This is a genomic window from Actinoplanes sp. NPDC004185, from assembly GCF_053603475.1.
Map to the genome: position 1 here is coordinate 26,575 of NZ_JBSGFR010000040.1, position 18,918 is coordinate 45,492.

The 18,918-nt window shown below is 69.1% G+C and carries 14 protein-coding genes; 4 read left to right on the top strand and 10 right to left on the bottom strand.

What is annotated here, in order from left to right; translation table 11 throughout:
* Positions 1-7: 7 nt before the first annotated feature.
* Genes ACWEOZ_RS32825 through ACWEOZ_RS32835 form a run of 3 tightly spaced genes read right to left on the bottom strand, consistent with a single transcriptional unit; the run spans position 8 to position 1,917 of the window.
* Entirely contained in the window at positions 8-799 is a 792-nt protein-coding gene (locus tag ACWEOZ_RS32825) for a hypothetical protein (protein ID WP_451914552.1), read from the bottom strand.
* Between the two features lie 24 nt (positions 800-823).
* On the bottom strand, positions 824-1,144 hold the full coding sequence (locus tag ACWEOZ_RS32830; protein ID WP_451914553.1) for a hypothetical protein: 321 nt from the start codon (positions 1,142-1,144) through the stop codon (positions 824-826).
* A gap of 2 nt (positions 1,145-1,146) precedes the next feature.
* Positions 1,147-1,917 carry a hypothetical protein gene (locus tag ACWEOZ_RS32835; protein ID WP_451914554.1) on the bottom strand — a complete coding sequence of 257 codons (771 nt, stop codon included), beginning with the start codon at positions 1,915-1,917 and terminating at the stop codon, positions 1,147-1,149.
* A gap of 291 nt (positions 1,918-2,208) precedes the next feature.
* On the opposite strand from ACWEOZ_RS32835, the gene ACWEOZ_RS32840 reads away from it, so the two are divergent.
* Together ACWEOZ_RS32840 and ACWEOZ_RS32845 are read left to right on the top strand one after the other, a co-directional pair.
* Complete coding sequence (locus tag ACWEOZ_RS32840) at positions 2,209-2,640, top strand: hypothetical protein (protein WP_451914555.1); 432 nt, start codon at positions 2,209-2,211, stop codon at positions 2,638-2,640.
* A gap of 56 nt (positions 2,641-2,696) precedes the next feature.
* Entirely contained in the window at positions 2,697-6,185 is a 3,489-nt protein-coding gene (locus ACWEOZ_RS32845) for a tetratricopeptide repeat protein (RefSeq protein WP_451914556.1), read from the top strand.
* 398 nt (positions 6,186-6,583) lie between these two features.
* Here the strand turns inward: ACWEOZ_RS32845 and ACWEOZ_RS32850 are convergent, their stop codons facing one another.
* Positions 6,584-10,462, bottom strand: a complete 3,879-nt coding sequence (locus ACWEOZ_RS32850) for a tetratricopeptide repeat protein (RefSeq protein WP_451914557.1) — start codon at positions 10,460-10,462, stop codon at positions 6,584-6,586.
* Positions 10,459-10,791 carry a hypothetical protein gene (locus ACWEOZ_RS32855; protein WP_451914558.1) on the bottom strand — a complete coding sequence of 111 codons (333 nt, stop codon included), beginning with the start codon at positions 10,789-10,791 and terminating at the stop codon, positions 10,459-10,461. Before ACWEOZ_RS32855 ends, ACWEOZ_RS32850 begins: the two co-directional genes overlap by 4 nt.
* 767 nt (positions 10,792-11,558) lie before the next feature.
* Here ACWEOZ_RS32855 and ACWEOZ_RS32860 point away from each other — a divergent pair.
* Complete coding sequence (locus ACWEOZ_RS32860) at positions 11,559-12,623, top strand: hypothetical protein (protein ID WP_451914559.1); 1,065 nt, start codon at positions 11,559-11,561, stop codon at positions 12,621-12,623.
* A gap of 16 nt (positions 12,624-12,639) precedes the next feature.
* On the top strand, positions 12,640-13,128 hold the full coding sequence (locus tag ACWEOZ_RS32865) for a hypothetical protein (RefSeq protein WP_451914560.1): 489 nt from the start codon (positions 12,640-12,642) through the stop codon (positions 13,126-13,128).
* Between the two features lie 38 nt (positions 13,129-13,166).
* Here the strand turns inward: ACWEOZ_RS32865 and ACWEOZ_RS32870 are convergent, their stop codons facing one another.
* The 5 genes from ACWEOZ_RS32870 to ACWEOZ_RS32890 form a co-directional block, all read right to left on the bottom strand.
* On the bottom strand, positions 13,167-14,828 hold the full coding sequence (locus ACWEOZ_RS32870) for a hypothetical protein (RefSeq protein WP_451914561.1): 1,662 nt from the start codon (positions 14,826-14,828) through the stop codon (positions 13,167-13,169).
* 197 nt (positions 14,829-15,025) lie between these two features.
* Positions 15,026-15,394 (bottom strand): hypothetical protein, encoded by a 369-nt coding sequence (locus ACWEOZ_RS32875; protein WP_451914562.1) that lies wholly within the window; start codon positions 15,392-15,394, stop codon positions 15,026-15,028.
* A gap of 77 nt (positions 15,395-15,471) precedes the next feature.
* Positions 15,472-15,957, bottom strand: coding sequence for a hypothetical protein (locus ACWEOZ_RS32880; RefSeq protein ID WP_451914563.1), 486 nt, complete (start codon positions 15,955-15,957; stop codon positions 15,472-15,474).
* A 245-nt stretch (positions 15,958-16,202) separates the two neighbouring features.
* Positions 16,203-16,607: a hypothetical protein gene (locus tag ACWEOZ_RS32885; protein ID WP_451914564.1), complete on the bottom strand. Its 405-nt coding sequence runs from the start codon at positions 16,605-16,607 to the stop codon at positions 16,203-16,205.
* Positions 16,608-16,696: 89 nt separating this feature from the next.
* Complete coding sequence (locus tag ACWEOZ_RS32890) at positions 16,697-18,808, bottom strand: PKD domain-containing protein (RefSeq protein WP_451914565.1); 2,112 nt, start codon at positions 18,806-18,808, stop codon at positions 16,697-16,699.
* Positions 18,809-18,918 lie beyond the last annotated feature (110 nt).

Sequence of the window (18,918 nt, forward strand, 5' to 3'; positions counted from 1 at the left end):
CCGAGGTCTATGACGTGCGGAGGTGCCAGTTGGTGGTGTTGTCGCCGCTCAGGCTGCCGTCGGCGATGACGTCGTTCGTTGAGCGTGGCCAATGTCCGGCGGGGAAGCCGTCGTTGTTCTCGACGCGCTGCAGCAGGTCCTTGTACTGGCTGGAGATCGCGGTCAGGTAGGTAATAGCCGCGGTGACGACGGCGGCGATGATGCCGAGCACTTTCAGAGTGGAGGCGCCGGCCCCAGCGGCCGCGGGTGGGGCGCCGGCAACGGTGGACGCGGCGGCTCCCCACCCGATGAGTTCGATGATGTACGGGACGACCGCGGCCAGCACACCGAGCCAGAAGGCGATGATGCCGCCGGCGACCTTGGTGAGCGCGTCGTCGATGTCGGCGGTCGCGGCCACGATTGCCGCGAGAGCCTTGCTTTGGTCAGGGAGCGTGCCCAGATAGGCGGTCGCGGCCGGTCCCTGCCACCGTTCGTCGATGTCGGTCTGGCCGGTGGTGGCTTGGGAGATCAGGTCGCTGACGGGTTTGCCGACCTCCTTGACCCACTCGGTGCCGTGGTTCCAGAGCGTCCAGGGCACGCCGGGTCGGGTGACGAACTTGCCGATCTCCGAGAGCAGTTTTTGGACCAGGTCGACGAACCTGTTGAGCAGGTCGACCACGCCATCCCAGAACGGGCCGAGCCACTGACCCACGCGGTTGCAGGCATCAACGATGCCGTTGGTCAGGTCGGTGATCTTCTGCGTGCTTTCCTCGACCCGCCGCAGCACGTCATTGAACTCGCCCTCCGAAAGCGGTAGCACGACTCCCATATCTGCTTCCCCCGGTCAGTAGATGCCCGTCAGGCGGTGCACGGCATTGATCTCGTCCTGCTCGTAGCCGTCAGCGGCGTCACTCAAGGCCGCGGACAGCGCCAGGAAGTTGGCCGCGCCTTCATTGAGCAGCGTGTACAGCCTCTGCTGGAGCTGCTGATACACCTCAGACAGACCGAACTGATCACCCAGGTACGAGAAGTGCAGGGCACTCAGTTCCAGCCGGGCCGCGACGGCGGCCGCGTCGACCAGCTTGTCCTTCCCGGCAGCCCACGTAGCGGCGTCCTTGCGCAGTGCCTGGATGGCGGCCTGGATCTGCTGCTCAGTGGGTGGCATGACTACTCCTGTCCTCGATCGTCTTCCGCGGCCAGGCTGGGCAGACCCAGAGCCGCCAACAGCGCGGTGGGGCTGCCGCTGAGCTGCTCCAAGTCGGGGAACGGCCACTGGCTCGTCGACTCGCGGACACGCTCGTCAACTACGGCGTACCCGTCCGCGATCGCGGCAGTGAGTGCCGTGCCGATCTCATGGTTGCCGGCCTTTTCGGCCCAAACTTCGTCGAGAGTCAGGTCAGTCAGATCGCCGGTCCCGGTCAATGAGGCGGTGACGTGCCCAGCCGGGTCGCGACCGGTGTATACCGCCTGGCTGCGGGCGGCCGCCTCCCGTACCACATCATCGAGCCTGTCAGTGGCGTCCTGCAGCAGGTACCACAACCTGCGGATCGACTCATGCGAGAACTCGTCGGCTGGGCCGGACCCCGGCCGTATCGTTGATCCGGTTACTTGGTTGTCGGCCTGCGGCATCGGAGTTGACCTGTGTAGCTCGGAGCCCGCGTCAGGTCGGTTAACTTCAGCGGCCCAGGTCTCGAGCCGACGTCTACCGGCCTCCTGATAGGCCGCCAGCGCTGCGGCGGTTAGATCGCCCAGGCCGACCCGAGACCGCCAACTCGGCTCGACGTCGACATATGCAATCCGGCCGAGCGCATCCAGCACAACCCGCACTTGTTCGGACGGGTCCCTACCTGCTGCCTCAACGACCGCTGCCTGGGCCGCTTGCAACCTGCCGGCGAGAACCGCCGCATCCTGTTGCAGGTCCCTCAGTTCGGAGAACAACCCGGGAGGTGCCTCACCAGTCGGCTCTGCCACAAAGAAAGCTCCGAACTTGATTAGACAAGAAGGAGCCCACCGTAGCGGACTGGTCACTAAAACCGCAGCCCCAAGAAGCGAGAGAAGCCATCGATAATTTCGGATCTTCCTTCATGGGGTCGCCTCGAGGACGACTCGACACGGTGTGGGCGGCCCGCTTCGAATGGCGGTGCGTTGGACTGCTGCGGAACCGTCGTCCTAGACAGTGGTCCGATTGGGCGAGTTTCGCTGGTGGATGGTGCGGTCCATGATGGCGGTATGGCGCGTAGCGGCGGGTTCAGATGGCTGGGCTGGATGGTCGCCGGGTTGCTGGCGGTGGCCGCCGGGGTGTGGGTGCTGGTGACCCGGTTGACGGCGGATCAGTTGAGTACCGCCGATCAGGTGGCCAGTGTGGTAGCTGCGGTGGTGGCGGTTGGTGGTGTGCCGCTGGCGGTGTACGGGGTGGTCCTGGCCCGTCGCTCGTCGGAGTCGGCGGGCTCGCAGGCCTCCGGTGTTGGCCGGGTGCAGAAGGTCCGTGCCGGCGGTCACGCAACGGTGGCCGGCCGGGACCTGACGATGGGCCAATCCCGAGGCCAGCGGGATACCGGGCATGCGGATGATGGCCGGGTCGAGCAGGACGTGGATGCCCACCGGGACGCATTCGTGGCCGGCCGAGACCTGCATGTCGAGGACGGCCGGGACCTCCGTTGACCGCATGGGCCGGGCCGCCGGGTGGCGGTGATGTCGTCGGAGGGTTCGGTCAGAATGTGTCTGCCGGTCGGGACGCGTTCGTGGCCGGCCGGGACCTGTTCATCAACCAGGCGGGTGTGCCGCCGTTCACGGTGGACGAGTTCGAGGATCCGCCGGCGACCGGGTTGGCCGAGTTGATTCGGTCGCGGCAGCAGCCCAGCGTGTTGCTGACCACGCGACGGCAGGCGATCGTGTTCACTGGCCGCACCGCTGAGCTGACCGCGCTGCGGCGATGGCTGCATGAGCCCGCCGTGGGCAGCGTGTGGGTGTGGCATGCGCAGGGTGGACAGGGGAAGACCCGGCTCGCTCAGCAGTTGGGCCGCGAGAGTGTCGCGGGGAGATGGCGGGTCGCGGAGGCCCGGCACCGCGACGCTGCCCCCGCGGGAGCCGATGCGAGAGCGCTGGGTACGCCGTGGCGGTGGCTGCCAGCCGGGCGTCGGCCGTTGCTGGTGCTGGTCGACTACGCGGACCGGTGGCCCCTGCACGACCTGGTGCGATTGCTGGACGATTGCCGGACCCGGGCGCCGAAGGTCCGGGTACTGCTGCTGGCCCGCTCGGTCGACTGGTGGTCCACGATCGCCGCCGAGTTGCCCCGGCTCGGATTTGCCTCGGGCGGCACCGGCGGGCCGCAATGCCTGCCGGGGCTGGCTGACGACGTACCGGGGCGGCTTGCTCTGTTCGAGGCAGCCTGTCGGCGGTTCACCGAGATCTACCAGCCCGACATGCCCGCCGGTGGCTGGCCCGGCCGATGGCAGCCGCCCGGTGACCTAGGCAATGAGAGCGTGTACGGAACCACCCTCGGGATCCACATGGCGGCGCTGGCCACCGTGGACGCCTACACCTCGCAGAACGCCCCGCCGGGCTCGGCCGGCGACGTGACCCGCTACCTTTTGGACCGCGAACGCGCTTACTGGGCGCGGTTACACGGCAGCGCTCCGGACACCGTGATCGCGGCGGCACGCACGGTGCTGCTGGCCTGCCTGGCCGGGCCTCAGCTCCGCGACGACGGGATCCGGCTCCTGAAGCTCACCAAGCTGGCCGACGACACGGCGGGGCAGAAACTGCTCGACGCCCATGACCGCTGCTACCCGCCAGCCGGTGCCGGCACCGTGTTGGAACCGATGTACCCGGACCGGCTCGCCGAGGACTTCATCGCGTTGAGCCTGCCCGGTGGCCCGACCGGGGAGCCCGCGACCGCCAGCGGGCACACCGACTCCTGGACAGCGACCACACTGCTCACCGCCCACCGCACTGCGGACGGCACCCTCACTTACACGCCCGGTCCGCTGACCGCCCGCAACGGCGGGCATAGACCTCTGGTTCACGCCGCCCGAATCTTAGTCTTCCTGGCCGCCGCGGCCGGCCGGCACCCGCACGTCCACAGCTGGTTGCACACCGTGCTGAGCCTCGACCCGGCACTGGCCGTACAGGCAGGCGGGGTCGCCTTGGCCGCCGTCGCCAGATACACGAGCCCCGACCTCGCCGAGACCATCTACAGCCTGCTACCGGCACATTCCCTGGACCTCGACCCCGCCGCCGCTGTTCTGGCCCAGCACCTGCTCGATCACACAGACGGCAGCGCCGAACAACGCGCCCGGTACAGCGGCAATCTCGCGATCCGACTTGCGTACAGCGGCCGCCGCGAGCGGGCCCTGGCCGCGGCCGAGGAAGCCATGGGCATCTACCGCCGGCTGGCCGAGGTCAACCCGGACGCTTACCTGCCCGACCTCGCCTCGTCGTTGAGCAACCTCGGCAACTGCCTGTCTCAGCTGGGCCGCCGCGAGCAGGCCCTGGCCCCGGCCGAGGAAGCCAAGGGCATCTACCGCCGGCTGGCCGAGGTCAACCCGGACGCTTACCTGCCCGACCTCGCCTCGTCGTTGAATAACCTCGGCAACTGCCTGTCCGAGCTGGGCCGCCGCGAGCAGGCCCTGGCCTCGGCTGAGGAGGCCAAGGGCATCTACCGTCGGCTGGCCGAGGTCAACCCGGATGCCTACCTGCCCGACCTCGCCTCGTCGTTGAATAACCTCGGCAACTGCCTGTCCGAGCTGGGCCGCCGCGAGCAGGCCTTGGCCTCGGCTGAGGAAGCCGTCACGATCCGCCGCCGGCTGGCCGAGGTCAACCCGGATGCCTACCTGCCCGACCTCGCCATGTCGTTGAATAACCTCGGCAACTGCCTGTCTCAGCTGGGCCGCCGCGAGCGGGCCTTGGCCTCGGCTGAGGAAGCCATGGGCATCTACCGTCGGCTGGCCGAGGCCAATCCGGACGCTTACCTGCCCGGCCTCGCCATGTCGTTGAGCAACCTCGGCAGCTGCCTGTTCCGGCTGGGCCGCCACGAGCGGGCCTTGGCCTCGGCTGAGGAAGCCATGGGCATCTACCGTCGGCTGGCCGAGGTCAACCCGGACGCTTACCTGCCCGACCTCGCCTCGTCGTTGAATAACCTCGGCAGCTGCCTGTCCGAGCTGGGCCGCCGCGAGCAGGCCCTGGCCTCCGCTGAGGAAGCCATGAGCATCTACCGTCGGCTGGCCGAGGGCAACCCGGATGCCTACCTGCCCGACCTCGCCATGTCGTTGAATAACCTCGGCAGCTGCCTGTCCGAGCTGGGCCGCCGCGAGCAGGCCCTGGCCCCGGCTGAGGAAGCCGTCACGATCCGCCGCCGGCTGGCCGAGGGCAACCCGGATGCCTACCTGCCCGACCTCGCCATGTCGTTGAATAACCTCGGCAACCGCCTGTCTCAGCTGGGCCGCCGCGAGCAGGCCCTGGCCTCGGCCGAGGAAGCCAGAGGCATCTACCGCCGGCTGGCCGAGGCCAGTCCGGACGCCTACCTACCCAACTTGGCCACGTCGTTGAGCAACCTCAGCTCCATCCTGTCCGAGCTGGGCCGCCGCGAGCAGGCCCTGGCCTCGGCTGAGGAAGCCGTCACGATCCGCCGCCGGCTGGCCGAGGTCAACCCGGATGCCTACCTGCCCGACCTCGCCTCGTCGTTGAATAACCTCGGCAACCGCCTGTCCGAGCTGGGCCGCCGCGAGCAGGCCCTGGCCTCGGCCGAGGAAGCCAGAGGCATCTACCGCCGGCTGGCCGAGGCCAATCCGGATGCCTACCTGCCCGACCTCGCCATGTCGTTGAATAACCTCGGCAACCGCCTGTCCGAGCTGGGCCGCCGCGAGCAGGCCTTGGCCTCGGCTGAGGAAGCCGTCACGATCCGCCGCCGGCTGGCCGAGGTCAACCCGGATGCCTACCTGCCTGGCCTCGCCATGTCGCTGTGGGCCTACGGGTATGTGTGCATGAACGTCAAGGCCAACCTCGCGGAGGCGTTGGAGTCGGTCACCGAGGCGATCAGCGTCTATGAGCCGCTCGTGCGTCATCTACCACAGATGTTTGCCGGGCAGATGTTCTCGGCGTGCCGGACCCTAGCGGACGTGCTCGACGGTCTTGGCCGTGCTGCGGAGGCCGCTGAGTTACGCCGGCAGCTCGACGAGGCGGCTGGCGGCGGACCGGATCATGAATGATCATTGGATTCAGGCAGGCGCCACCGTAGCGATCCGTGGCGCCGCCACGGCATTCTGACCGCTTGACGGACTCACCACGGTCTCCCATGCTGTCGGCGCGTGGGCATGGCGATGCAGGGTCGTAGGCGTCACAGACGCGCGGATGTCCGCCGCGATTAGCTCTTTCACTCGTCGCGGATCAGTTGGCGGACGACTGTCGCACATCACCCTGGGGAGGACACCGAGTGGGCACCGAGGTACTGCCGAATTGATCTTTTTTGAATCAAGGCGCCGCGTAAGCGCGGCGCGCCGGACGGGCTCGGCCTGCTGGCGGCGCAAGCGCCGGCATCGGCCAGCCCGCCGGCCGGTTCCGGGCGACGTTCTACCTATCGTGCCGCCCAAGCTGACCGCGATGCGACTCAGCCGTTGAGATTGCCGTTTGCATCGAGCGCGGTGTAAAAGCTCTCACGCAAGTCGACCGGGATGATTTCGTTGGTGGCCTGCCGGAACTGCGTCGGTGGTAGGGACTTGCGCAGTTGGCGGAGCAGGACGAGCGTCTCCGTAGGCCAGGTCCGATAGCTGTCGTGCCAGTAGATCGAAGCTTGAAGTAGGAGCGGGGCGGTGTCGGCGTGACGTTCGAGCTCCATATAAAGGCTGCCGAGCCGGTGGCAGGTGCTGGCGGCGGTGTGCCGGTCGCCGAACTCCAGGAAGATGTCGAGGGCTTGCCGGTAGTGCTGCTCGGACTGCTTGAGCCGCCGCTGCTCCTGCGCAACCACGCCGAGTTGGTGGTAGGTGCGGGCGGCGCTGTGCCGGTCGCCGAACTCCAGGAAGATGTCGAGGGCTTGCCGGTAGTGCTGCTCGGACTGCTTGAGCCGCCGCTGCTCCTGCGCGCTCATGCCGAGCGCGTGGTAGGTGGCGGCGGCGGTGTGCCGGTCGCCGAACTCCAGGAAGATGTCGAGGGCTTGCCGGTAGTGCTGCTCGGCCTGCTCGAGCCGCCGCTGCTCCTGCGCGCTCATGCCGAGCTGGTGGTAGATGCCGGCGGCGCTGTGCCGGTCGCCGAACTCCAGGAAGATGTCGAGGGCTTGCCGGTAGTGCTGCTCGGACTGCTCGAGCCGCCGCTGCTCCTGCGCAACCACGCCGAGCTGGTGGTAGGTGCGGGCGGCGGTGTGCCGGTCGCCGAACTCCAGGAAGATGTCGAGGGCTTGCCGGTAGTGCTGCTCGGACTGCTCGAACCGCCGCTGCTCCTGCGCAACCCTGCCGAGCTGGTGGTAAATGCCGGCGGCGCTGTGCCGGTCGCCGAACTCCAGGAAGATGTCGAGGGCTTGCCGGTAGTGCTGCTCGGACTGCTCGAACCGCCGCTGCTCCTGCGCAACCACGCCGAGCGCGTGGTAGGTGCGGGCGGCGGTGTGCCGGTCGCCGAACTCCAGCTTGATATCGAGGGCTTGCCGGTAGTGCTGCTCGGCCTGCTCGAACCGCCGCTGCTCCTGCGCAACCCTGCCGAGCTGGTGGTAGGTGACGCCTTGCCCCTGTCGCTTGTTCAAGGTCTCGCTGATGGCGAGTTCGGTTTGGTGGTGGCGATAGGCGTCGTCGAGACGCCGCTGCGCCACAGCCGCATTCCCTGCGAGGTTGTGCAGCGTGGCGAGTTCGTATTGCTGGTCGGGATCGTCGGTGGCGGGATGGCGGGCGATGGCGTCATCGAGCAGTTGTCGTCGGGCGTAATGTTGCTGGGTTTGGTCGAGGAACTCCTCAAGTGGACCGATGAGGGGTGTTGTCGGTTGGGTGTTGCGTTGGGCGTGGCTGAGCGCGGCGGTGAGGTTGGCGTATTCCGCGGCCACGCCCGCCTGCCCGGCCGCCCGCTGCTGCGGCTCGTGGCTCAGGAGCATGCTGTGCAGCATCGAAGCGAGGTCGGTGTAAAGCTGGTAGTGCGCCTGCCCGGTAGCGCGAGCGAGGTCGGGTTGGTCGTGAATCCGGTTGCGAAGGAAGAACGGCAACACTGGAACAACCTGCACAAACCCGCGGAACGCCGGGTGGTCGGTGGCGAGCCCGACGCGCTGCAACTCCGCCACCGCCGCCTCCAGGTTGACGCCGTCGAGGCTGTCGGGTCCCAGCTCGAGGCGTAGCGCTTCTGCGTAGGCACCCAGAGCAGGCGTGGGGATGCTGGTGGTGAAGGGGGCGAGCAACAGCAGCGACTGTTGCAGGGCGGGGTCGAGTTTACCGTGGCTGTACTCGATGGCCTTCCGCGCGGCCGTGGTCGGGTCGGCGTTGGTATCGCCACGGTGGAACTCGGCCAGGACCTGGCTGGGTGCGGTGGTGGCCAGGTTGGGCAGCACGACGGTCATCGGCAGCGGGTAGCCGTCCAGGACACGCATCAGCTCCTGCACTGCGTGCCGTTCACTCTCGTCGACGTTGTCCGACAGCCACCGGCTGGCGCCGTGCCTGCGCAGGATCCGGTCGAGCAGGTCGGACGCGGCCTGCGGATCCAACCCGGGCAGCTCGTACGCGCGGTCGGTGAACGTGACCCCGGCCAGCCACGCTTCGGCCTCGCGCGAACCTACCAGCAGCAACGTTCGCCCTCCACGCAGACCACCCAACCAGCGGGCCAGCCGCTCCCGGTCGGCCTCCGACAGGGCGTGCGGGATCGCCGCCGGGCTGGCGGTGATCGATTCTGCGTTGTCCAACACGATCAGATGCCGGACCGCCCGCAGCCGAGTGGTGATCCGGCCGGCCTTCGCTGCGTCACCGAGCGCGTCCCACTGCGAGAGTTCCACCGGCGTCAACTGCTGCTGGGCGATGTGCCGGATGATCTGATCGACGCTCCATGCCCGCTGCTCGTAGGAGAAGGTGAACACCTGGTCGATCAGACCAGTGCGCTGCCACCACCAGCCGGCATGCGCTAACAACGTCGACTTCCCTGCTCCGGCCAGCCCTCGCACCAGCACCTGCGTCTGCTGGTCGTCGGTGAGCAGGAGCCGTTCCAGCGCATGCAGGTCCAGGTCGCGGCCCACGAACCCGTACTCCACCACCGGCGCCACTGCGACCTGATCCCGCCGCCGATAGAACAGCTCTTCTTCGGCGGAGGTCATCGGGCGCACGGCCAGCCGGGAGTCGCGCTGGGCGTAGACCACCGGCAGAATCCAGTCCTCCAACTCCAACTCGTGCTCGAAATACGCGCGCCGGGTCTTCACGTCGTGCAACGTTCGCCGGGCCTCGAACGCCGCCCGAACCGGGTCATCGCCGGCGGCCAGCCGCCCGTACAGCACCGGCATCGCCCGCATCGCGGCGCTGACCGTCACCGAGTACGCCATCCCCACCGCGACCGGCGCCCCTGCCGCGACCAGATCATGCGCCAGGCTGGCCTCGTCACCCGTCTGCATCGCAGACTGGCAGGCGTTCAACACCGCCACCGCCACCCGATGCTCCGCCAACAGCCCGGCCACCTGCACCGACGGCACCGGCTGCGCCGTCCCCGCCTGACCGGTCTCGAAGAACAAGAAACCCTGCTTGACGTCCGCCTCCGGGGTGTGGGCGGGGTCGAACAGATACCGAGTCGCACCGCCGCCCCCTGCACCGGCGCCGTTGGTGTCGGTGGTCATGCTGCCCGGGGTGCCGAACCCGCCGTGCACATCGAAGTGCACCACCTGATACCAGCCCTGCCCATGATCGCGCTCAGCCACCCGTAACGCGTCACGCAACGCAGCCCACGTGCCCGGCCGGACCAGGTCCACCGTTACCGGCACATCCGTCTGCCCGATCGCGTCCAGCAACGGCTGCGAAATCGTCCGATACCCCACATCCCGACGCCCGAACGGCCGCGCCGTCACCACCAGAATGTTCACCGTCGGCGCCGGAGCCGGCAGGTCATACCGCAACGGCGCCGCCGCGTCCTGACGCAACACCGGCATCCGCAACGCCAGCTGCACACCGCCGTCCGGATCGCGCAGCGCCTCCCAATGCAACTGCTGAAACCCCGCCGAACCGCGCACCACCAACCGATAACCGTCGAACCCCACCCGGCGGGCATCCCGATACCCGTACGCCGCCTCTCCGGCGAATACCTGCCGAAATAACGACTGCCCGTACTCGCCGACCAGCTCGACGGCCTCGCGTTCCAAATCGTTGTCCAGGAACGGGTACCGCAGATGCTCCTCGAAATACCACGCCAACAACCGCTCGCCGACCTCGTCGATCGGCATTGACACGGTGACGTCCGCGCCGCCCCGATCCCCGAATTCCACCCGCGCCGCAAACGCATCGTCGGCCGTAGCAGGCGAGGTTTCCCGCACGACAATGTCGATCACGACAGGCTCCGCTTTGCCCGGACCACGACCACCCGATCCCCGCCTGCGGTCGTGACCTCCGCAATCTCGATCTCCGACACCTCCCGCGGCCGGCGGGCCGCGCGCGACACCACCCGCCGGACCACGTCATACACCACCGCGGCAGCCAGATTCACCGCCAGCGGCAGTACCACCAGCTCCGTAACGCCCGGCAGAAACGCGCCCGCCGGCGACTCCTCCACCACCGCCGGCCCGGCCGCCGCCGCGTCCGGCTCCTGCGCCCACCCGGCCGTGAACTCCGCCGCACTCACCCCGACCGAACCGTCGACCGCCAACACCATCCGATTCATCGCACCACTGTGGCAGCACCCCTTCATCAACGCCAAACCACCCATTCAAGATCCAGAAAAGACGCCCCACCCGGCCATCCAATCCGCCCGAAAGAATGACCCGTACCGACAAAGGTGATCTACTCACCGCTAGATCAATCTGACCGAAGCCGAGGCGGGGCGCCGCACACCGTCAGATTCCAAATTCTTCACACCACCCAAAGAGGAAAATCGAACACCACGACTTGCCTGCCCGTGACTGCGAGTCCCACGGCGAACTGCTGCCGCGCCGCTTCGCGGCTTGCCACCGAATACCTCGGTCGCCGCGACTGCCGAACGCGGCGCGCCCTGCCCGCTCGCACGACCAAGGTCAATCTGTCCCCATCCAGTCCGCGAGAGGTCCGCAAGAGCAGCGCAAAGCTGTCAAGCAACGACAAGCGTTTCCGCAGCTCCTGACCAATCAGTGCAGGTAGATCAACCGTCCCGTTTGGTCTCATAATCCCTCGGTCGCGGGTTCGAGTCCCGCCCGCCCCACTCTCGGTCCTGCACAGGGCCGAACCGTCCCATGAGCCGTCCCCTGTGACGCGGCGCGTGACGCGATCGCGGCCAGGGGTCGGTGGCGCCGGCCTGGTAGGCGCTGGACGCCCGTAACCAGTCGGGATCGTCACTACTGTCTGCTCCTTCACGGGTCTTCGGCGTGTTCGGGCGAGGCGACCGGTAGGTGGACGACACCGTAGATCATCGACAAGATCCGGGAGTGAACAGTCCGACAATCGAGAGGGTGCTCCGTGCGACTGACCAAGACGGCCGAGTTCACGCTGCCGGACGAGGTGGGCGGTCTGATGCGGGCGGGGTCGTGTCTGGTATCCGGTGTCGGAGTGTTCTACGCAGTCGTGTGGTGGGACGGCGGTGCCCGGTACGCGTTGGTGTCGATCGCCGATCAGGTAGTTCAGACGCTGCTGCTCGACGAGTTGGGTGACCCGTTCGACGCCTATGACGCTCCGGCGCCGGTTTTGCTCGACGACGGCGCGTTCGGTGTGATCGCCGATGCCGGCACGCTGCGGGTGTACGGAACCGATCTGCGGTTGCGGCGTGAGATGGCGATCGCCGGCGACGATGTGCTGCATCGCTTCGCCGAGCACGGGCAGCGGCCGCGGGTGTTCGGCCACGCGAGCCGAGGCGCGTTCGCTGCCGAGCACGTGGTCGTGCTTGATGCGCCGATCGCGACGGGCAACCCGCGATACCTCGCGTTCCTGCGCATCGACGAGACGAGCGCATCCTGGACGCGGATCGGGACTCTCGGCCCGGACGGATTTCCGGTCGACCGATTCGGCGACGACGAACTGAACCAAAGCCCCGACATATCGGTCGGCAGCTGCATCATCGGTGACGCGGTCGGCCACAGCGGCAGCGTGCTGGTCTGCGTAGAGGGGTCGGATGCGTCGAGCGTGCGCAAGCACGGGGCCGACTTCTTCACCATCACCCGTGTCACGACGGACGGGACGGTGACCGAGCCGCTCTATCAACAATCGGGATGGAAGCGCCTGCCGGGTAAGCACGGCATCAACGGCAAGGCGACCTCCTCGGGCCGCTACGTGTTGCTCACACCTGTGTTCGCGACCGGCGAATGGAAAGGCAGACAGCGCCTGTTCGATCTGGGGACAGGCGAAGTCATCGAACCCGTCCTGCCTCGCGGTGCAGCCAAGATGCGGATCGTCGACCATGCTGGAACAACCTTCTGGCTCAGCGACGGCGCGCAGCGAATCCTGTGCGCCGAAGCCGAGAGGGCCCACACGGACAGGCAGGACGGTTCCTCACCGTCCATGCCGGCACCGATCAGGACCGCGACCTGACCTAGGATCGGCGGCCATGCGCCTGCGTGCTTTCATCGTTCTCGTCCTCGCGCCCGCCCTGCTGATCGCGGCCGGTGTCGGTGTCTGGTACGTGGTGACGAAGAAGGAGGGACGCTACGACACGGCCCCACGCGCGTGCATCAAGATTCGGCCGGTGGTCGACGAGCTGGGCGTGCCCTACGAGCTGCGGCCGGCCGGCAAGCTGGGGACCTGTGACCTCCGGCTGCCGGAGGACCACCCGCAGTACGCCGACGCGCCGAAGATCTCCGTCAGCTTCAGTGAACCGGTGCGCGACATCGCCGGTGCGAAGCAGCTGATGAGCGACATCCGCTCCCGGCCGGGCGCGACCCCGTTGGCCGGTGTCGGCGACGACGCGTACGTCCGGGATCGTGATTTCTATGTGCGGGTCAGCAACCTGGTGGTCACCATCACGGTCCAGCCCGACCAGACGAGCACGCCGGACCAGGTCAAGGCTTTCACCGTCGCCCTGGCCGACCGTCTCTAGCCGGCTCGTGGCGCTGTCCCGGTCGCGGCGGGGAGCGCTCAGCTCACCACGAAGGTGGTGCTCGCCCGTCCGTCCGAGCGGATCGAGATCTCGTACGCCGGGTAGCGGATGCCGTAGTCCGGGAAGTTGTAGCCCTGCACCGGCTGCTTGACGCCGCGGACGACGCCGGACACCAGGCCGGTGGTGGTGATGGTGAGCCGCCGCCCGCTGGGGTGGGCGAACACCAGCCGGTTGCCGTTCGCGCCGCCCGACACGTGGGTCCAGGCCGGTTCCAGGTGCCAGTACTGCCGCCACCGGGGGTTGCCGGCGAAGACGTCGGACACGGTGAGGCTGGGGACGTCGCGGGTGACGTAGACGCCTCGGGTATGGGCGATGCCGTAAACCTTGTCGTCGATCGTCCAGTTGTGCGCGGCGGATCGGAGGCGCGCGGCGGTGACCGCGGCGGCTCCATTACCGGCCGCGCGGCCGCTGGGGACCGCCGTGTTCTGCCCGCGCGGGCCCAGCTGGTAGGCGGAGAAGGCGGACTTGAGATCGGAGGTGTACCGGCCCGGGCCGACCAGCACCCGGACGCCCTTGGTGGACCAGGTGACCCCGCCGGCCCGGTCGTGGTGGCCGTGCGCGCGCCGCGGCGGGCCGTACCGGATGGTGTAGTGGCTGGTGGCCGGGTCGTTCCAGGACCAGCGCCCGATCACCCAGCCGGCCTGGTCGTCGCGGAACACGCCGGGCTCGGTGAGCGTGCTCGGGGTGCCGGCGATCAGGTCGGAGTCGCCGACCTGGACGACCTTGCCGTCCGGTTCGGTCATCCACTGGGCGACGATGCGGGCGGCGGCGACCGTACGCCGGATCGACGCCGCGGCCGCCTCCGAGCCCGGCCGCTCCTCGAGGACCACCGCTGCCTGCTCCCACAGGCCCGCGATGGTGCCCTGGTACGCCGACGCCTGCTCCCAGGTCGTGCCGCGCCGGGAGAACGCCTGCGGGGCCTCGCTGGTCAGCCGCTGCACGGCGATCGACTGCCAGGCCGTCTTGTTGAGCAGCACCCCGGCCCGGAACAGCTGCAGGTTCGCCATCAGCCCGTGGTTGTGCACCGGCCGGTACGGCGGGCCGTAGTAGCGCGAGCTGAGCAGCACCGCCACGTCGGCGTTCATGCCTTGCTTCAGCGACGCCGAGCGGGTCATCGCGTACAGGCAGTTCTCCGACTCCAGCCGGCGCAGCGCCGTACCCTCGTCCCAGCCGTACGCCGAGGTCTTCGGGTCGGGATTCTGCCGGTGGAACGCCGCGATCTGCTCGGCGAGCACGGCGAGCGACTTGGGCTGATCATCGCGGGCGGCCCGGACCGCGAGCGGGCGCACCCACATCATCCCCAGGAAGCGCAGCCGCCACAGCGGGTCGGCGGACGGCGGTTGGCGCCACCACGAGGCCGGGATGCTGCCGACGGTGAACGTCGGGCCGGGCGGCAGACTGACCCGGATCGGCTGCCCGTCCGGCACCGGGTCGGCGGCGCCCGCCCCGCAGCGCGGCGGCACCGGCAGGGCGCGCTGCGCCCCGGTGGGCTCCCGGTAGAGCTCCAGCAGCGCCTCCGGATCGTCGACGGCGACCGGATCGAACGGGAGCACGTGCACGTCGTCGGCTCGCGCCGGTGCCGGGACGACCACGACGAGCACTGCGGCCAGGACGGCTGCAGCCAGTGCGCGAAGCCTCATCGGAGCACCCTCCCACCGTGCGGTGATCGTCCACAATGGCACCTTCCGGTGGTTGTTGTCGGCTCTGCGACGCGGGCCGGTCGCCGCCCCTGGCGGTCGATCGCCCGGCGCGCGGACAGAACGGTCCGGATGGAGGCACATCCCACCATCATCGCGGTGCAGGATGCGCTGGAAGCTGCGCACTCGGAGGTCTTGGACTATGTTACGAAGTCGTCTGCGCGGGGATCGGCATCCCAACCACGCCGAGCCAGTTCCCGAAGGACTCCTCGTGCACGAGGAGTCCAGAAAAGCAGAACCTGGTCACGTTCCGCGGTGTCGAAGGACACCGCGAGTGCAACGGCCCAATGCCTGGCCAAGATCGGTCCGTGTGGCAATGCGGTCACCTCAGCGTGTTGCAGCACGTCGGTGCCGGCCCGCGACGAAAGAGTCAACTCGCTGTCCTCGACCCAGAGGCATACCGACGGCCACCGCATCCGCCTGACGACGCGCAGTGAGTCGCCGTGGGTGAAGTCACGACGATCGACATAGGTAAGCCCGCCGCGTGCCAGCAAGGTCTTGGAAGCCACCACGGGATGATAGGGCTGTAGCCCGAGAGCCTGGCGCCCGTCGGCAAGCCTCAAAGGTTCCGCAGGACCATTCATGGTCAGCTGTACGGATCTGCCGCGATCCGCGCCTGCGGGTGCCGCTGCTGCCGCTCATCGGCCGACGGCTTGTCCCGGCGGCTCATGATCGCTGGCAGACTTCGCCACCATTGCTCGTCGATCGTCAACTGGCGCGTCTCGAACAGTGCCCGCTCGATCGCGTACGGATCGACGGGCCGAGCGGGGCCTCGGCGAGCGACTTCCACAACCTCGTCCGGGAGCCGGACATCGTGAGATTCCACGTAGTGGTCCAGGCCTTCCGGCCAGGTGAAGTGCTCCCCGTCGGTCAGCTCCGTGCTGCCGTTGTGGATGCCGCACACGCGGCAAGCCGAAAATCCAGCGGAAGCTACGAACACTGTCCCCGAACGCAGAAAATCGACCACCACGTCGCGCTCGTCGGCCGGCAAGTCGTCACGGATGAAGTCACGGACATCTGGCCAACCATCCGGCGCGGACGGGTCGTCCCAGTGGCCGACTACTCGCAACATTCTCCGGCTCATTGCATCGGCCTGCTCACGGATCGCAGACTAACTCGAAGACGCCACACCCGAATCGCGCCTTTGTCGACGATGCCCAGCAATCCGGCGAAGGAGCGGCAGCCTGCGAAACGGGGCGTCGCTGTTAGAGCTCGTTGATTCCGGGGGCGACCTCTGGACACCCCGCGGTGCGGTGGGCGCGCCCCGACAGGCGGCGCGGACCATCAGCGTTGTTCACGGCCTCGCCGGCGTCTGGGTCAGTGCGGCTGCTGGCACAGCTCGTGGCCGTCGGGGCAGAGGTAGTAGTCCACGCCCGGCTCCAGGCGCGTCCGCGATTCGATGCGGTAGGTGACAGCCGGGCTGGCCGGTGCCAGCACGATGACGTACGGGGCGTTGTAGTCCCAGCCACCGTCGTAGCCGTTGAAGACGTCAGTTGCCCCGGCCGTGTAGCCGGAGTCGAAGATCGCCTTGTCGGTCGCCGGCAGGTTCACTGTGGCTTGCTCCGCGCGGCCCTCGCGCAGGCCGTCGGCGTGCCCGGCGTCGTACCCTCGGTCGGGCGCCCGTCCCGGCCCGCCGTCCGTCACCCGGCCGGCCCAGAATGTGCCCGCTCCGACCAGTATCAGAAGCACCACTGCCAGCCCGGTCGGCACCCGCATTCGCATGCCTCCATCATGGCCGTCGACGGTCAGGTCGGAGCGGTGTGAATCCGGAGCCTGCCCCCGCCGCGCGGTGGCGCGGCGGGGACTCCGGATCAGCTGGTGATCGTGATCGGTACCGCCGTTGCCTGGCCGCCGGTGGCGGTGATGATGCTGACCGTGGTCGCGGTCCCCGGTGCCGGGGTGGTCGGGCGCAGGTCGAACGCGCCGGTCGCGTCGACCGTGCCCCGGCCGACCACCACGCCCTTGAGGTCGCTGCCGAGCACCGCCACCACCGCCTGGCCGGCCAGCACGTCGCTGGTGCCGCTGATCCGCCATTCGCCGCGGGTGCGGTAGCGGGCGGCCACCGTTGACAGGGTCTCCGCCTGGGCGGTGACGACGACCTGGTCGGTGCTGGTGCCGGAGGGGCCGGTCGCGGTGAGTTCGAAGGTCAGCGGGGCGGCGTTCACCGTGTACGCCGCGTTCGGGCCGGGTGAGGCGGGCAGGGTGAGCAACGGCAGGGTGAAGGTCGGCTTGGCCGTACCCGCGCCGGTCAGCGTGACGGCTGGCCCGGAGAGCTGCCGCCAGGCCAGGGTGTTCGCTCCGAGGGACGCGGAGCCGTCCAGGGTGACGGTCCGCCCGCGCAGGACCGTCTGGTCCGGGCCGGCCGCCGCCTGCGTGCCGGTCGCGGCGCCCACCACGATGGTTGCCGTCGCCGGGCTCGAGACGCCACCCGGACCGGTCGCCACCAGCTGGAACGTGTACGTGCCGGCGGTCGCGGCGACGAAGGTGGGCTTGGCGGTGGTGGCCCCGGTCAGGGTCACCGCGGGCCCGGCCGTCTGCTTCCAGGCCCAGGAGTCGACCACGCCGAGTGAGCCGCTGCCGTCCAGGGTCACGGTCTGGCCGGCGGTGGCCGTGGCCGGCGCGGTCGCCACGGCGACCGGAGCGTCCGCGGTCATGGCCGGACCGGCACCGGTGACCGGCACGGTGGTCGAGCCGCCCTTGGACGAGGTCACCGTGACGGTGGCCGGCGGCGCCATCAGGTCGGTGAACGGCGAGGCCCCCGGCGCGCCGAACCCGGTGACGGTCAGGACGCCGGGGGTGGCGTCGCGGTCGCTGGACTCGGCGGTCACGGTCAAGGTGTGCAGGGTGGCGTCGTACGCGGCCTTCGAGACGGTGACCACGTCGGTCAGCGTGCGGGTACGGCGGGTGGCCGGGCTGTCGCTCAGGTTGGCGACCTCGACACCGGCCGGAACCACGCCGGTCGCCGGCAGCCGGGCGTAGTACCGGCCGTCCTGACCCCGCATCCGGGTGGTACGGAAGCCGGCCGCGCTGTCCCCGGTGACGGCGAGCGCCTGGCCCGCGTCCGAGGTGGCGTACACCTCGATCACGCCCTTGCCGTCGGCGCCGACGGTGTAGGTGGCCTGCGAGACGGTCAGGCCCGAGGTGCCGGCGACCCGGCCCTGCACGCTGAACAGGTCGGTGCGGCCCACCTCGGCGACCACCGCGCCGGCCGCGTCCAGGCGCTCGATCTTGACGAAGTTCGTGCCGTACGGGCTGCCCACGACGCGGTGCTCGACCGCCGGGTTGCCGGTGTACCCGGCCGGGGCGGCCGGGGCCACCGCCGGGTCCCACTTCAGGAACGGGCCGATCCGGCTGTTCAGGGCACCGCCGAAGGCGCCCGGGACGGTGCCGACATCCTCCGTGGAGTTGACCGCGCCGTTGGCCGAGACCAGCTCGTCGATGCCGTACGGGTGGGTGATCCGGTACCGCTCACCGGTCGGCGCGGCGAACCGGATCCGCACCCGGCCGAACACCATCTGGTCGCCCTCCTTGACCGCGTCGGTGGCCCACGCCCCCTCCAGGTCGAGTCCGACCGTCGCCCGGGCTCCGCCGGTCAGCGTGAGCGACGCCCCGGCCAGCTGGTAGAAGAACTCGCCGGGGAAGTTGTCCGGATAGGACACCGGCTGGTCCGGGTTGGGCACCTCGTCGGCCAGGACCGGGCACAGCGGATCGTCGAGGGTCGTGCACGCCTCCAGTCGGAGCCCGGTGGTGTCGCCGTACCAGGCCGGGAAGCCGTGCTCGGCGAGCGGGCCGACCTGGGTCAGGGTGCCCTGCCGGGGGCCGGCCGGGGCGACCGGCACCGCCGAGGCCATGACCGCCAGGGTGGTGGCGGCGACGGTCGCGGAGCCGACCGCGACCAGCACACGCATGGCCGTTCTTCTCATCGATTCTCCTCGGTTTGCGCCGCTCGGCGGGCGCGCACGACGACATCCACCGGGTGGCCCGGCGAGGGTGCGTCAGGGTGGAAGGGCGGCGACCGGCTTCGGGGCGCGGC